Genomic DNA, 14,084 nt, shown 5'->3' with positions numbered 1-14,084 from the left:
CAGAGTGGCACCAAAATATTACACCCTATTAACCCAGCGCGGAGCGGAAAAGCTGGCCCAGGCAACGGCACGGGAACAACCGCTAGAAATTACCCATATGGCGGTCGGTGATGGCAATGGCCAATTACCGACGCCGAATGCCGCACAGACTAAATTAGTCAATGAAGTGCGTCGGGCGCCATTAAATAGCCTGATTACCGATGAAAAAAACAGCAACCAGATTATTGCCGAGCAAATCATCCCGGAAAATGTCGGCGGATGGTGGATCCGCGAAATTGGCCTGTTTGACAAACAGGGCGAGCTGATTGCAGTAGCCAACTGCGCCGAAACCTATAAACCCCAGTTGCAAGAGGGTAATGGCCGGGTGCAAGTAGTACGCATGGTGCTGATTGTCAGCAGCACCGAGGCGATCACGCTAAAAGTTGACCCGACGCTCGTGTTGGCAACGCGCGAATATTTGGCTGATGCACTGAATCAACATGCCGAATCGCGCAACCACCCGGATGCGACCCTGACGGCAAAAGGGTTTGTGCAGTTAAGCAATGCCACTGACAGTGATGATGAAACCAAAGCCGCCACGCCGAAAGCATTGAAACAGGCGGAAAGCTGCCCGGTCGGCATGCCGATCCCTTGGCCATCAAACACCATCCCGAGTGGTTACGCCCTGATGGTCGGGCAGACATTTGACAAAGCGCGTTACCCAAAACTGGCACAGGCGTACCCTAGCGGCGTATTGCCAGATATGCGTGGTTGGATGATCAAAGGCACGCCAGCCAGTGGCCGAGCCGTGTTAAGCCAGGAACAAGATGGCATTAAATCGCATAGCCACAGCGCCAGTGCCAACAGCACCGATTTGGGCAGTAAAACCACCCTCGCGAAAGATCTGGGCAGCAAAAATACCACCGCCTTTGATTACGGAACCAAATCGACCAATGCCACTGGTGCTCACTTCCATGATAGTGCTTGGGGAGAACGCAGTGGTGGACGCTATGGTTATTATGACGGTACGCGTAATAACCAAGGTTCAGGAAAGGAAGATGGCGACAACTACAAGTTCAAAACCAGCACAGAAGGGCACCACGCCCACTCAGTGGCAATAGGTGCCCACACACATAGCATTGCGCTGGGTAGCCACAATCACACCATTGTATTGGGTAGCCACAGTCATAACGTTACCGTTGACGCGAGCGGTAATAGCGAGAACACCGTCAAAAATATTGCCTTTAACTACATCGTGAGGCTGGCATGAGTCAATTTACTCCTTCTGAACAAGCACGCACCTTACGGGTGTTTAATTATGCCGAAGATAGCGGCGAATATATCGGTAGTAGCGAAATCTATTTGGCACCCAATGCCGAGTTACCCGCCAATTGCACCTTAGTGACACCGGCAGCGTGCCCACCAGGTTTGTTATTGCGTTTTGATGGTGAAACTTGGCAGGCGCTCGAAGATCACCGGGGCAAAGCGGTATTTGATACCGCCAGCGGCTGCCAATTGCAGTTTAACCAACTGGGCGCACTGCCAGATAATTTGACGTTAGTGAAACCGCCTTACCCCTTTATGCATTGGGATGGCAAACAGTGGCAAGCGAACCTCGCCACGGCACAACAGGCGAAAATTGCTGAAATTAAAGCGCATCGTGATCACCTTACCGCTGATTACATCGTGATTGATGGCCACCATTTCCATAGTGATACCGCGAGTCGTATTCAACAAACGACACTGTGCAAAATGGGCCAGGCAGGGCAAATTCCAGCAGGGTTGATGTGGCAGAGCAAAAATAACGGGCTGATTGAATTAACCAACGAAATTGCTGCACGCTTTGAAGCAGAAACGATCGCCCACGACATGCGACTGTTCGCAGCCGCCCAGCAGCACATTGCTGCCGTTGAGCTACTGACTGAACTAGCGGCCGTGATCAACTACGACTATCAACAAGGTTGGCAGGTATGAGCCAAGTCTATTTAGCTTTCTACAAAGGGATTGCCGCACCACGCAGCGTCGCCTGGCTCGCTGACTGGGTAACGCGCAAAGTCACACGTGGCATCTATTCACATTGTGAATTGGTGGTGGAGTTAGCCAATGGTGAATATCGCTGCTACTCCGCCTCGATACGCGATAAAGGCGTGCGTTGCAAAGTGATGCCGCTGCCAGCAGAAAAGTGGGATTTGGTTCCGATCAGCGCCCGTGCTGAAAGTGTCGAGGAGTTTTTCCATTACCACCGTGCGCTGCACTACGACCTGCTGGGTGCGATTGGCTTCGTGCTGTTGCAACGTGGGCGAGATGACAAATTCTTCTGTAGTGAATTTTGTGCTGAATTCCTGCGCCTGCAAGAGAGCTGGCGCTATCACCCCAACCTGCTACATGCCCTAGTCAGTAGCCAGGTTAAACTGCAACTATGAGAGTGTTATGACTGTAAAATACTATGCCACCCTGACTGATTTGGGTGCAGCAAAACTGGCCAATGCCGCCGCATTAGGTGAGCAACTGGCAATCACTGAAATGGCGATCGGCGATGGTGGTGGCAAGCCGACCCAGCCGCAACCCAGCCAAACCGCCTTGATTGGTGAAGTTTTCCGCGCGCCAGTGAATACCCTCACCATCGACCCGAAAAACAGCAACCAGATTATTGCCGAACTGGTGATCCCAGAAAGCGTGGGCGGATGGTGGCTGCGTGAAATTGGCCTGTTCGACCAGCAAGGCAACCTGATCGCCATCGCCAACTGCCCAGAAACCTACAAACCGCAGTTGCAAGAAGGTAGCGCCCGCGTGCAAGCGGTGCGGATGCTCCTGCTGGTAAACAGCACGGAAAATATCACACTAAAAATTGATCCAGCGGTGGTACTGGCGAGCCGCCATTATGTTGACCAGGCAATAACGGCACATGCGCAATCGCGCAACCACCCCGATGCCACGCTAACCGCCAAAGGGTTTGTGCAGCTCAGCAATGCCATTGATAGCAATGATGAAACCAAAGCTGCGACACCAAAAGCAGTCAAAACGGCAATACAAGATTTAATTAGCAGCAAAGATCCGCTGGTCGAATTGGCGGGGGGATTATTGGTCAAGGGCGTGGTCGTTTATCCGCCAGCGGGTTCTGCTGAGGGGGGCGAGATTAATTTTCACGACAAGGAGAGTGAGCGGGCAGCCTTTTTAGATATCGATGCTAATGGTGATTTCCGTGTTGTGACATACTCTAGCAAGCAGAAGAATGCAGCGGTTGCTCTCTGTGTGGATCGTGAAACACGAGAAGTTAAGGCGACGCAGGCTTTCACTGCTGGGGGAAGAGTTCACTCAGGGGGTGGCAAGGCGTGGTTGGAAGTCGATGGCAATATCTACGGTACGCTATGGGGCGGCTGGCTGTCGAATTATCTTTATAATAGCAATCCAGTTGGTGTTCCACTGCCATGGCCAAAACCGTATCCACCTGGTGGTTGGCTCAAGTGTAACGGTGCTGCGTTTGATAAAACCAAATACCCGTTATTGGCTGATGCTTACCCTTCAGGCGTGCTTCCTGATCTGCGCGGCGAATTTATCCGTGGTTGGGATGATACGCGAGGTGTAGATAGGAATAGAGGGCTATTGAGCCGGCAAGATGATGGCATTGGCATCATGACAGCGACGAATGGTATGCCAGTATGGAGTGCTTTTGTTTCCACCCAGTGGACCGCGCCATGGCCGGCTAGCGATGGTATAAACGGATTAGGAATCGGTGGGGCATGGGAAGGCTCGATGTCAGTGTCTCGCGCAGGATTCAAGGCCGCAGTGGAAACCCGGCCCCGCAATATCGCCTTTAACTACATCGTTAGAGCGGTTTAACCAAACCCACTTAACGCAGCCGCTGAGCGTTAAATTGAGCGAAAAATGCTGCCAGGCACCGAATCGGTGCCGGTAACCGACAACGCAGTTAGATGCAGATTTGCGCTACTGCGCGCCGCTGGTTTCGTAGGCGATTGAGCGCTGGAGTGTGGGCATCATCCTGCTGAAACAGGCAGTGACATCGCTGCCTTGTTCAGTTCTTATTTGTTTGATAATGATTGAGTTGAGTTTGCTATGGCTCACAACGGTAGACATGTCAAAAATAACCGTTAGAATGCGCCGCGATTGGCATTTTTTGTTGGCACATGGTGATTGTGCCTATTGACAGGGTTATTTAATGGGTTATCGTTCAGACATCGATGGGTTGCGAGCCATCGCTATACTGCTGGTACTGTTTTTCCATGCTGGGTTTGCCCTATTTCCTTCAGGCTTCATTGGGGTAGACATCTTTTTCGTTATTTCCGGTTTCCTTATTACCTCAATTATTCGCAGCGCAATTCAGCAGAACAAGTTTTCACTGTCTCAATTCTATCTGCGGCGTCTATGGCGTTTGCAACCGGCGTTGCTCACGGTGCTATTATTCACTTTACTGCTGGCGCTGTTTTTCTATTTACCTTCCGATCTGCTTGACTACATAAAAAGTGCTAAATATAGCTCGTTATTTCACTCGAATCACTATTTTGCACGCGCCACTACCGGATATGCCGCACCAAACACAGCATATTTATTGCTGCTACATACCTGGTCATTATCGATTGAATGGCAGTGGTATCTTGTATTACCGTTGACGATGGTGCTGCTGAGTCGTTACTTTGCCGACAATGCGATTAAAATTATTGCGTTGGTTATCGCGTTAGGTATGCTGGCGTTGTCGCTCTATCTTTCCGAGTTGTTTCCAGAAAAAAGCTACTACTTTTTTACTGCCCGTGTTTTTGAGTTTATGCTCGGCAGTTGCTTGGTGTTATTTGGCTGCGAACGGCTGAAGTTTGGCAACTACAGTGCTGCGGTGTTGGGAATAGTGGCCTTGATAGTGATTATCTATTGTGCCAGTAGAAAAAATATTCTGCTTGGTTATCCTGACTACCATGCATTAATGGTGGCAGTGGCCAGTGCGACACTGATCACAATAGGTCTCTCAGCTAACGTCGTTTCACGCCTACTCTCGTGGCGGCCACTGGTATTTATCGGCACCATCTCATATTCACTCTATCTCTGGCATTGGCCGATTTTTGCTACTGGCAGATATCTCGGCATTGCAGAAAGTATGATATTTACTCTTGGTTGCTTGGCATTAACTTTTGTTGCTGCCTATCTATGTTATCGGCTGATCGAAAAGCCATGTCGCAAAATCACGGTATCGTTAAAAAAATCATTGCTGTTCTTGGTTATTTTGCCACTGCTGTTGGTGCTTGCCGTACAGTATGTTGTAGAGAAAAACGGCGGATTTGATAAACGCTTTGGCGATAATTTGGTACAAGCGAACCAGAAGATTGCTGACTTTCAAAGTGCGCAAAGAGCCCACTGCTTGGATAATCAGTTGGCAGATCTGGCAGCGTGTCAGTTTGGTAGTCAACTTCCTGAGGCAAAAACCGCATTGATGATTGGCGACTCATTTGCTAACCATTTGTTCGCCTTTACCGCGCTGCTGGCAACCGATGCCAATATTTCTGTACGACAATTTACCACGTCAGCATGTTTAATGTTGCCGGGCATCTATTTGTTTGATTGGTGGAATTTTAAACATCGTATTTATCAGCAGTGTCATCAGCGTACCGAAAGTGCGTATCAAATGATATCTGCCGGCAATTACGACTATGTGATTATTGGCCAGGCTTGGCCTTGGTATTTTGACGCCAACATTGTTACTGATCCGGAAAAACAGCGTGAAAATGCCACCAAACAGAACTTACCTGCGGCATTGCGCCGCGCAATAGATACCATTTTAGCCTCAGGCGCTACACCGGTATTGATGCGGAATACCTATTTTGGCGATGAAAAATTCCGTAACTGTTTTTATAGCAATATTAAACAGCGGTTGAAGGAGGTTCCGCATTGCTTGAGCACAGTGGCGATTAAGCATGATGACACGGTAGAGAGTTTGTTTGCCACATTGCAGAAAGTGTACCCAACACTGATTGTGATTGATCCACAACAGGTGCAGTGCCCTGAGGGGATCTGTCACAGCACCGTTAATGGGGTTCCTGTCTACCGAAATGGTGAACACATCAATGATTACGCCTCCTATCAGTATGGGGTGCAGTTTTTACAGCATTATTCAAACCCACTCAAAGTCGCCGCTGAGCGCTAAATTGAGCGAAAAACACGGCCAGGCACCGAATCGGTGCCTGGAAGGGCTCACAGCAATCGCCCCAGTTTTTGTTGATAGCACCAGCGCTGTTTATAGTCGGCGGTAGGGCGGCCAAACGAGAAACGGAGTTGGCCGATATCGGCGAAACTGGCGTAGGCATGTTGCAAGTTGACCCACATCGACACTGAGCCGATAGAGAGTTTTTCCAATGCCAGATCCAAGCCGATATTAATGTAATCCAGTGCGACAATATCACCAGAGAGGTTTTTGGTGATGAGCTGAAATGCACAGGGTTCACCTTTAAAAAAGAGAACCTTACCAAAGAGATGATCACGAAATTGTTGGATAAAATCGAGGTTTTGAACCTTATTGTCGATCCGGCGATTGCGGCGTTTTTCAAACAGCATATCGTAAATATCCACTAACTTTTCGGCCGAAAATTCGGCTTGGTCTCTGATCTCTCCGCCCTCACTAAGAAAACGGTTCAATCTCTGGTTATAAGTGCGAATGGTTTTCTTCGAAAAGCTTGTCAACGGTCGAGCCAACATAATCGAGCGGCGTGCATTTAGGCGCTCACTACGATTGATAATATTGTGATTAATCGGCGAGACGATCTTACTTTTCCACGGAACAAAAAGCCTTTTTTCTCGATTAATCGGCAAGATTAGCTCATCTTTGGCCACCGGCAAGGCGAGATGTTCAGTCAACTTGCCGGAAAGGGTGTCATTGGCCAGGTATCGGTGTTGCCAAACGCAGACGGCACCATTCAGTTGACCGGCACGCTGATGAACATAATACCTCTCCTGACAGTCGATGTGACGATGGAAGTACTCCAATACGTTGGGGTGAGTAGAAAAATTACCGCCATATTGCTGGTAGCAGTATCGATACTCATCGGCAGAGGCTTGCTCCCAACCGAGAAATTTCGCCAAAAACATAAATATTCCTTTGATGTTACCGCACCGAGCGGCACCTGCGGATGGTTGCAGTGGGATTGCCTGAAAACAGGGCTATTTTGCCGGGAGTATATACATAACCGGATGAAAAATGCAGAGGATTATTGATAACAGCCATTATCAATAGATAGCGGCAACTCAAACTGTTGGGAGTAGTTGAGCTGCCGAGAAAAAGTGCGGTTTGTGGTATTGTCTGATCGGAAACGACGGCTTAAATAGCGCTATCATCACGGCCAGGCACCGAATCGGTGCCTGGGCTATCACAGACACCGATTCGGTTTTGGTGAGCGGATGATTACTGGGAAGAGGTTAGTTTTTCGTTCAATTCCGGTCTAATAGCGCCATTGTGCCTCACGTTTTCTGTCAGATACTCATCAATACTGTCACCGACGCGTTTCAGCGTTAGGGTGAAATCTATCTTCAGTGCTTGGCCATTAGATAAAAATTCAGTACGGTTCTGGCTAAGTGACTCAATAATGTACATGCCGTAGGCTCTACCCGTCCCTTCGATTAACGGCCAAGGCATACCGGAAAACGCCATGCTTTCCAATACCTTTAGTGAAAAATCACCGACGCTAATTTCAGGGTAGAGCGTACCGCTCAGCGTGATGGGTTCTTCATCAGGGCCGACGTACTGGTAGCTGGGTGATTTACCCACGCGGTCATTTTTTACATAACGCCAACTATTCTTTCTGTCTACTGTTTGGTAAGGGGCAGTGTGTAGCCAAAACGGGAATTGCCCCAATATCATCATGGTATTTGCTTTCATTGCAGTCTGAGTCATTTTGTTAGCCTTATGCGAAGTCATACAGTTGTGAGCGTAAGCGCCGCTCAGCTTGTTGTTTATGTAATTTCAACTCTTCACGGATGCGCTGTGCCAGCGTTTGTTCGTTTATCTCTCCACCATTGACGTTAATCACGATGTTGACGGTATCATTGCTGCTTACCGTTGGGGCGGTTGAGGAAGCTGTTGGCGGAGCGATTGCCGGTAATGGGACCGATTTGACCGGTTTTTCTACCAATGGCACCGCATGGTTATTAATATGGGTAGGCTGCTCTGCGGAACGTCGCAGCAAAGCGGGAATATGCTGCTGGGTTTCAAGCGGCGGATGAACAACGGAAGCTCTCCCCGTTTCGGCATGGCGATTAAGCTTGGCGATATCACCCTCAATGTCCAGCGCGTTGTTTGCTGAGTTGTCCAGCGCTGTTTTCTTGTGTGCATCCTCAATCAGCGGATCGGTTTTTTTCTCTGCCGTTTTCTTGTGTGCATCCTCAATCAGCGGATCGGTTTTTTTCTCTGCTGTTTTCTTGTGTGCATCTTCAATCAGCGGATCGCTCTTTTTCTCCTCCAGGCTCTCTTGGGCTTCCTCGCTCTTTTCAGGCAGTATCCCTAACTTTCTCAATAGCCAACTGACGCCTTTAAACAGTGAAACCACCGGAGTGAGTGCCATCGATAATATTTTGCCAAACGCTTTGCCGACACTGCTAAAGTTGGCCAGTGCTTCAGTGGAGAACTGAATAGGTTCAAATAGACTGAGAAACCAGTTCCAGGCCGTTTTCGCCATTTCTATTACTGGCGAAAATGCCTCAATAACGGGAGCCAAGCCCTCAACCAAACCATCAAAAAAGCCGCTGAAGAACGCCTTAATAGGTTGCCAGAATTTGATCACCACCACGGCTAATGCGGCAATAGCAGCAATAATGGCCCAAATAGGTAACGTGATAGTGCCAATCACCCCCGCCAGTGCGACAAAGGCGACGCGAGCAACACCGGCTAACCCGCCAAAGGCACGACCAACCCACCGAACCGCTGCCCCCATTTTAGTCAATAACCCAAATGCTTGATCCATTCTTTCGCCAAAACCATTGAGTATTCCTACAAAGGCCAGTGCGAGGGTTAATTTTCGCACCTTTGCGAGGCCGCGAGTAATAGCGGAAAAGTTTGCTCTTGGTCTATAAGGTGCAGCCGGATTATTACGCAATGCGGTCAAGTTATTGCGCGCTGCAGCCGGGTTATTGCGGCGTGCTGCCCGGTTATTACGCGCTGCTGCTGGGTTATTGCGCGCTGCAGCCGGGTTATTGCGGCGTGCTGCCCGGTTATTACGCGCTGCTGCTGGGTTATTACGTGATGCAGCCGGGTTGTTGCTGTTGTTCTTAGCGTTTTTTCTGAGTCTCTTTAATGTTTCACTATTTTTTTCAGTAGAGATGGCAACCATTCTACCAAGAGCAGCAAGTACATCAATCAGTTTGGTAAAACGCGGAGAGATCTTGAAAAGTATTATACTCAGCATGGTAGATGCACCGCCAAGCGCCAAGAAGGCGGTGAAGATATCGGCGGTGGGGCCGAGGACGCCCATAATGGCTTTATAGAGCCCCCCGCTATTATCAGCGCTACTGGTATTGGCTTCTGCTGGTTGTGTATCAGGCCGCTTCATTGCAGCATGTTGCTGGTTGAATGACGCAACCAGTTCCTGCGTGCTGGCCAATAAAGCACGATAAGCTACTGCTGTTTGTTGTGCATGTTGCTTAAGGTTAGCAAGTAGCTCACTTGTCTTTGCAATCAACTGATTGAGTTGTTCAATCGGTGTGGCTAACGACTCAAATTTTTTAGCGCTTAATTGCAGCGAATTAAACTGAAAATTGGGTACTGCGGCACTGCTGTTCGCAGCGGGATGAGAAAGCGCCATTTTATTCATGGCGCTAAAGTCAGACTGGATGTTTAAGTTGCGATCTGCCATTTAGTGAGCTCCATCACTGCGTGCAGCCGCCTGATCACGCCATAACAGCAATTCCTCCACTGTCATGGCGTCCATCTCTATCGGCCGCCAGTGAAAAACGACGGCGATATCTGCCATCAGGTCTTCTATTCGTTCACAAGGGCAGCGGATGATTCGCTGTCCGTGTCCGTCACACTCTGTTCCGAAGAGGGTTGCAAAAAATCAACCACCGCGTTGGCTAGCTGGCAAAAATCCCAGGTATCCATCCGAGTGATCTCTTCGGCGGTGAGCGCAGGTGCTGTTACGCGTGGCAACAGAATAAGCAAGGCATCGTAGTTCGACGTCAGAACATCATAGGCCTTCAAACCACGCAGTGAACCGGCCTGTTTCAGCACCGGAGTGATCACCACATCGGTAATTTTGCTTTTACCCCGTTTAATCGGAGTGTTAAGTTTGACGCTGTACTCGTTAGTTTTGCTCATAGTGCCAGGTTTCCTTATAAGCCTAAGTTAGTGCGGTGTTTTTCCAGAACATCGACACCTGCTACTTTGTAAATCATATTCAACACATCGACTTCGACAATTTCTTCGCCAGCGATGGTCAATTTGTAGTAGGTGTTTTTCAACGTGAACTTGTGCGAGGTATCGTCACCGGCTTTCGCGGTACCAGGATCAAACTCGCTAAAGCGACCACGGGTCTGGATTTCACAAGCAACGGTTTCGCCAGAGGCATCGCTCTGATAAGAACCGGCAAAACGCACCTGCATTCCATCAGCGGTAACAACGCCCCACTTTTTCAGCAGATTGGCATCTAAACCGCCCAGCGTGATATCCATATCCAGCGCACCGGCATCAAAGCCGAGATCGACTGCTACGGAACCCGGCATACCGCCAGCGCGGTAGTCTTCCAGTTTTTTGGTCAACTTAGCTGGGGTGATCTCTGGCACCATGCCAAAGTAGTTATCCCCATCAAAAAACATGTTGAAGTATTTGAGTTTCTTAGGTAAAGCCATACATTCCCCCGGTTAGTTGTTTACGCTTTTGCTGAAAGTCGCGAAATATTCGTCGGTAAACTCCTGCACCAGACTGAGATTTTCCAGTGGTGGAACAGGGGTGTAGTTGTACTTGATGGTCAATTGGCCATTACGCAGTGTTTCTGCGGTATTGGGTTCAGCATCGTACCAGCAGCGCGCGCCCAGTAATTTCCCGGCGGTAACATAGGAAGTCAGCTTCTTATTGATACCATCAACAATGTCTTTCACCAGTGAAGGTGTCAGCGGCTTATCAACGTAGATGAAGTGTGCTTCAGCGATAGTGTCAGCAATCACCTGTGCTGTACGGGTATAGCTTTCAAATAGATAGATTTCTTTATCGCAAGTGCGAGAACCCCAGAAGCGATAGCCATTCTGCTTGATCAGCGTGGTGATGCCAGCAGCGTTAAGCTGGTCAGAGTCAGTATCGGTACCTTGCAGGGTGAAATAGACATCGCGATCCATACCCAACACATTGTTAACCGGTACGTTGGAGATGGTTTTATGCCAACCTTGAGTAGCGTCGATCTTGGCACGCATACCGACCGCATGAGCTGCAGCAGGGATACTCTTATTCTGCTTCGCTTCGATATCAAAGCAGATAAAGTTCGGCCAGAGCACCATCAGTTCACGTGCAGCGAATTGATTACGATAAGCTTTTGCTTGCTCGATATTGCTGCAACCCTGGGCACCGACATAAGCAAATGCACGCAATTTTTCAGCAATCACTGCCAATTCAGCGGCAACAGCCTGGCTATCCAGTGCAGGTGCAGCCAACACACGCGGACGCACACCGACACGCATCTCAGCAGAAAGCAGTGCTTGCATACCGGTATAACGGCCCTCTTTATCCGTACCACCGATCACCAGGCTATTTTGTTCAGCCTGATCTTTATGCTCAGCAACGCGGATAACAATAACTTGAGGACTGCATTGATCTGAAATTGCTTTCAGAGTAGTGCGCAGGGTACCGGTTTTACCCGCCTTACCTAGCACTTTCGCGACCCGAGTGATTAACACTGGAGTATTGAGAGGGAACATCTCTGCGTCTGCATCCTCAGCGGTACAGACAACGCCAATCACCGCAGAGTCAATATCGGTGATTAGGGTACTTAAATCGGTGGTTTCCGAAACGGTTACACCGTGGTGGTAGTTTGTGGCCATGTATTTGCCTCGCCAGTTTTAGGACTGCCGACATGATCACGAGATTGATGCCACGATGCGATCGGTAACGGTTGTCTCCTCACCACAACAATGGCGCGACATTGTTCACATGAGCACGAGCAGGGACGATCTGCGCATCACATGAGGGGGCGAATATGTCAGCAACAAACAACCAAAGAAGCACAACAAACAACCAAAGAAGCACAACAAACAACCAGAGTAGTACAACAAACAACCAGGGAAGTACAACAAACAACCAAAGAAGTACAACAAACAACCAGGCTGGAGCACCAAGCAGTCAGAGTGCGACAACAAACAATAGTATTACACCCAAGCCCAAGGTGAGTATGGTGATTAACGGCCAAGAGCTACAACAACTGGAACGTCGGCTTGTCTCGTTAACACTGACCGATAATCGAGGCATGGAAGCAGACATGCTTGAGTTTACCTTGAGCGATAGTGATACCGCACTGGTATTACCATCACGCGGTGTCAAAATAGCATTGTCATTAGGTTGGAGTAATCAACCGTTGGTAGAGAAAGGCACCTACATTGTCGATGAGATTAACCATTTTGGCCCACCGGATCTTCTAACGGTTGTGGCAAAAAGCGCTAACTTTCGTGGCGAGTTTAATGTAAAACGCTCAGCAAGTTGGCATCAGGTTAAATTAAAGGATTTAATTAGCACATTGGCTGAACGTTATCAGTTAACAGCCGGTGTGAGTGAAGAATTAGGTGTGATTGAGATTGAACATGCTGACCAAACAGATGAGACAGATATCAATTTTTTATCTCGCTTAGCGGAACTCTATGGTGCGATAGCTACAGTAAAAAATGATTATTTATTATTTATGACCAGGGGCAAAGGGATGACGGTAAGTGGTAGGCCATTGCCAGTGATTGAGATCCCTCGTGATGAGACTGACAGCTACCTCTTCCATGTATCAGATAGAATGAATTATTCTGGCGTAATTACACATTGGCAAAATTTGATGACGGGAGTCACAGAACCAGTGATTGTGCGAGTAACACCACAACACTCTGAAACAGGAAATCCATATATTAATGGTACAGCAGATAATCTCTTTGTGATGCGGAGGATTTTTCAAAATGAAAGGTTATCATCTCGTGCCGCCAGGGAGAAACTGAATCAGTTACGGAGTGAAGCGTCATCATTAGAGCTCAGCTTATCATATGGTCGAGCAGACCTGATACCAGAACAACCGGTATTTATTAAAGAGTTTAAGACATCCCTGGAGAGAGAATATTGGACCATAACCCATTGTACCCATAGGTTGGATCTAGAGGGATTTACAACGGAACTTAAGTTGGAAGCTAATATCAATCCGCTTGAAAGTGCCACCATGATTAATGATGAAATGGATCTTAAATGGTTAAATGTGCCAAAAGGTCAACTCACATTTAATTCAGAGGGTAATGACAGTGAGCCTTATTTTTCCAGACTACCACATGTTCCTGGCGGCGGTTCGGGCATCACTTATGGCCGTGGTCTTGATCTCAAAGGAAGAACTGCTGATGAAGTTGTAAAATTGTTTGAATTTGTTGATAGATACTGCGTTCCGATTGCTGACGAGATGCTCACTTGGCTATGTGGTGGCGTACGTTTATCAGGGGCAGGAGCACGTGATTATCTGTCAACATTAAATCAACATGTGCCTGCTGAAAAACAGCAACTAACGCGTAAACAACAGCATTTTCTTTTTTTGGCAATATATCCAACGTATCTTGAAATTACGATAAGAGTATTAACAAAAGAAGATGTGGTAGAAGCTTATGGAAGCCTTGACTGGGATGCAGTTCCAGAAAAAGTAAAGGATGTATTGGTAGACTTAACTTATCGTGGTGATAATTATGGAACGACAAGACGAAGAATAATGCCTGCCCTGCTTGAGGATCAGCGGACAGGTGCGGTAGGAAGGAACTCTAAGTTTTATGAATTAATAGTAAACATCCGGCGATCTCACCTTGCGAGTTTATATTAAGTGGTTAAGGTGAGCGGCAGATTAGGTGGATGAGGAGAAGGTGTTACCGGGCAGGGGCAGCAGTTGGTCCAGTTGACTATTTTTCCA

13 protein-coding genes are annotated in these 14,084 nt (G+C 48.3%); 6 read left to right on the top strand and 7 right to left on the bottom strand.

What is annotated here, in order from left to right; genetic code table 11:
• Nucleotides 1-4 precede the first annotated feature (4 nt).
• The 5 genes from EOJ37_RS12030 (at nt 5) to EOJ37_RS12010 (ending at nt 6,127) form a co-directional block, all read left to right on the top strand.
• On the top strand, nt 5-1,249 hold the full coding sequence (locus EOJ37_RS12030) for a phage tail-collar fiber domain-containing protein (protein WP_127960151.1): 1,245 nt from the start codon (nt 5-7) through the stop codon (nt 1,247-1,249).
• Complete coding sequence (locus tag EOJ37_RS12025) at nt 1,246-1,953, top strand: DUF4376 domain-containing protein (protein WP_127960150.1); 708 nt, start codon at nt 1,246-1,248, stop codon at nt 1,951-1,953. The genes EOJ37_RS12030 and EOJ37_RS12025 overlap by 4 nt, the downstream gene beginning before the upstream one ends.
• The gene (locus EOJ37_RS12020) at nt 1,950-2,402 is read left to right on the top strand and encodes a hypothetical protein (protein WP_127960149.1); all 453 of its coding nucleotides are present in this window, start codon (nt 1,950-1,952) and stop codon (nt 2,400-2,402) included. Before EOJ37_RS12025 ends, EOJ37_RS12020 begins: the two co-directional genes overlap by 4 nt.
• A gap of 7 nt (nt 2,403-2,409) precedes the next feature.
• Nucleotides 2,410-3,819 carry a phage tail protein gene (locus EOJ37_RS12015; RefSeq protein WP_127960148.1) on the top strand — a complete coding sequence of 470 codons (1,410 nt, stop codon included), beginning with the start codon at nt 2,410-2,412 and terminating at the stop codon, nt 3,817-3,819.
• 337 nt (nt 3,820-4,156) lie between these two features.
• Nucleotides 4,157-6,127 (top strand): acyltransferase family protein, encoded by a 1,971-nt coding sequence (locus tag EOJ37_RS12010; protein ID WP_127960147.1) that lies wholly within the window; start codon nt 4,157-4,159, stop codon nt 6,125-6,127.
• Nucleotides 6,128-6,174: 47 nt separating this feature from the next.
• Here the strand turns inward: EOJ37_RS12010 and EOJ37_RS12005 are convergent, their stop codons facing one another.
• The 7 genes from EOJ37_RS12005 to EOJ37_RS11975 form a co-directional block, all read right to left on the bottom strand.
• The gene (locus tag EOJ37_RS12005; RefSeq protein WP_127960146.1) at nt 6,175-7,065 is read right to left on the bottom strand and encodes a GNAT family protein; all 891 of its coding nucleotides are present in this window, start codon (nt 7,063-7,065) and stop codon (nt 6,175-6,177) included.
• 313 nt (nt 7,066-7,378) lie between these two features.
• Nucleotides 7,379-7,867 (bottom strand): phage tail protein, encoded by a 489-nt coding sequence (locus EOJ37_RS12000; RefSeq protein WP_240651708.1) that lies wholly within the window; start codon nt 7,865-7,867, stop codon nt 7,379-7,381.
• Between the two features lie 10 nt (nt 7,868-7,877).
• Nucleotides 7,878-9,821: a phage tail tape measure protein gene (locus EOJ37_RS11995; RefSeq protein ID WP_127960145.1), complete on the bottom strand. Its 1,944-nt coding sequence runs from the start codon at nt 9,819-9,821 to the stop codon at nt 7,878-7,880.
• Nucleotides 9,822-9,938, bottom strand: coding sequence for a GpE family phage tail protein (locus tag EOJ37_RS11990; RefSeq protein WP_127960144.1), 117 nt, complete (start codon nt 9,936-9,938; stop codon nt 9,822-9,824).
• Between the two features lie 8 nt (nt 9,939-9,946).
• Nucleotides 9,947-10,282 carry a phage tail assembly protein gene (locus EOJ37_RS11985; protein ID WP_127960143.1) on the bottom strand — a complete coding sequence of 112 codons (336 nt, stop codon included), beginning with the start codon at nt 10,280-10,282 and terminating at the stop codon, nt 9,947-9,949.
• 14 nt (nt 10,283-10,296) lie between these two features.
• Nucleotides 10,297-10,812, bottom strand: a complete 516-nt coding sequence (locus EOJ37_RS11980; RefSeq protein WP_127960142.1) for a phage major tail tube protein — start codon at nt 10,810-10,812, stop codon at nt 10,297-10,299.
• Between the two features lie 12 nt (nt 10,813-10,824).
• Nucleotides 10,825-11,994 carry a phage tail sheath protein gene (locus EOJ37_RS11975; protein ID WP_127960141.1) on the bottom strand — a complete coding sequence of 390 codons (1,170 nt, stop codon included), beginning with the start codon at nt 11,992-11,994 and terminating at the stop codon, nt 10,825-10,827.
• A gap of 155 nt (nt 11,995-12,149) precedes the next feature.
• On the opposite strand from EOJ37_RS11975, the gene EOJ37_RS11970 reads away from it, so the two are divergent.
• Nucleotides 12,150-13,997, top strand: coding sequence for a contractile injection system protein, VgrG/Pvc8 family (locus tag EOJ37_RS11970; protein ID WP_240651707.1), 1,848 nt, complete (start codon nt 12,150-12,152; stop codon nt 13,995-13,997).
• The last annotated feature ends 87 nt before the right edge of the window (nt 13,998-14,084 follow it).

The organism is Serratia microhaemolytica, assembly GCF_004011885.1.
GTDB classification, from domain to species: Bacteria; Pseudomonadota; Gammaproteobacteria; order Enterobacterales; family Enterobacteriaceae; genus Serratia_G; species Serratia_G microhaemolytica.
The sequence above is the reverse complement of the archived record's forward strand: the minus strand, read 5'-3'. Positions and strand labels throughout refer to the sequence as shown.

Excerpts from the sequence above, each read along its gene's own strand:
- EOJ37_RS12025 (WP_127960150.1), top strand. The coding sequence starts at position 1,246 with ATGAGTCAATTTACTCCTTCTGAACAAGCACGCACCTTACGGGTGTTT.
- EOJ37_RS12015 (WP_127960148.1), top strand. The coding sequence starts at position 2,410 with ATGACTGTAAAATACTATGCCACCCTGACTGATTTGGGTGCAGCAAAA.
- EOJ37_RS11970 (WP_240651707.1), top strand. The coding sequence starts at position 12,150 with ATGTCAGCAACAAACAACCAAAGAAGCACAACAAACAACCAAAGAAGC.
- EOJ37_RS11985 (WP_127960143.1), bottom strand. The coding sequence starts at position 10,282 with ATGAGCAAAACTAACGAGTACAGCGTCAAACTTAACACTCCGATTAAA.
- EOJ37_RS12005 (WP_127960146.1), bottom strand. The coding sequence starts at position 7,065 with ATGTTTTTGGCGAAATTTCTCGGTTGGGAGCAAGCCTCTGCCGATGAG.
- EOJ37_RS12000 (WP_240651708.1), bottom strand. The coding sequence starts at position 7,867 with ATGACTCAGACTGCAATGAAAGCAAATACCATGATGATATTGGGGCAA.
- EOJ37_RS12020 (WP_127960149.1), top strand. The coding sequence starts at position 1,950 with ATGAGCCAAGTCTATTTAGCTTTCTACAAAGGGATTGCCGCACCACGC.
- EOJ37_RS11995 (WP_127960145.1), bottom strand. The coding sequence starts at position 9,821 with ATGGCAGATCGCAACTTAAACATCCAGTCTGACTTTAGCGCCATGAAT.
- EOJ37_RS11975 (WP_127960141.1), bottom strand. The coding sequence starts at position 11,994 with ATGGCCACAAACTACCACCACGGTGTAACCGTTTCGGAAACCACCGAT.
- EOJ37_RS11980 (WP_127960142.1), bottom strand. The coding sequence starts at position 10,812 with ATGGCTTTACCTAAGAAACTCAAATACTTCAACATGTTTTTTGATGGG.
- EOJ37_RS12010 (WP_127960147.1), top strand. The coding sequence starts at position 4,157 with ATGGGTTATCGTTCAGACATCGATGGGTTGCGAGCCATCGCTATACTG.
- EOJ37_RS11990 (WP_127960144.1), bottom strand. The coding sequence starts at position 9,938 with ATGGCAGATATCGCCGTCGTTTTTCACTGGCGGCCGATAGAGATGGAC.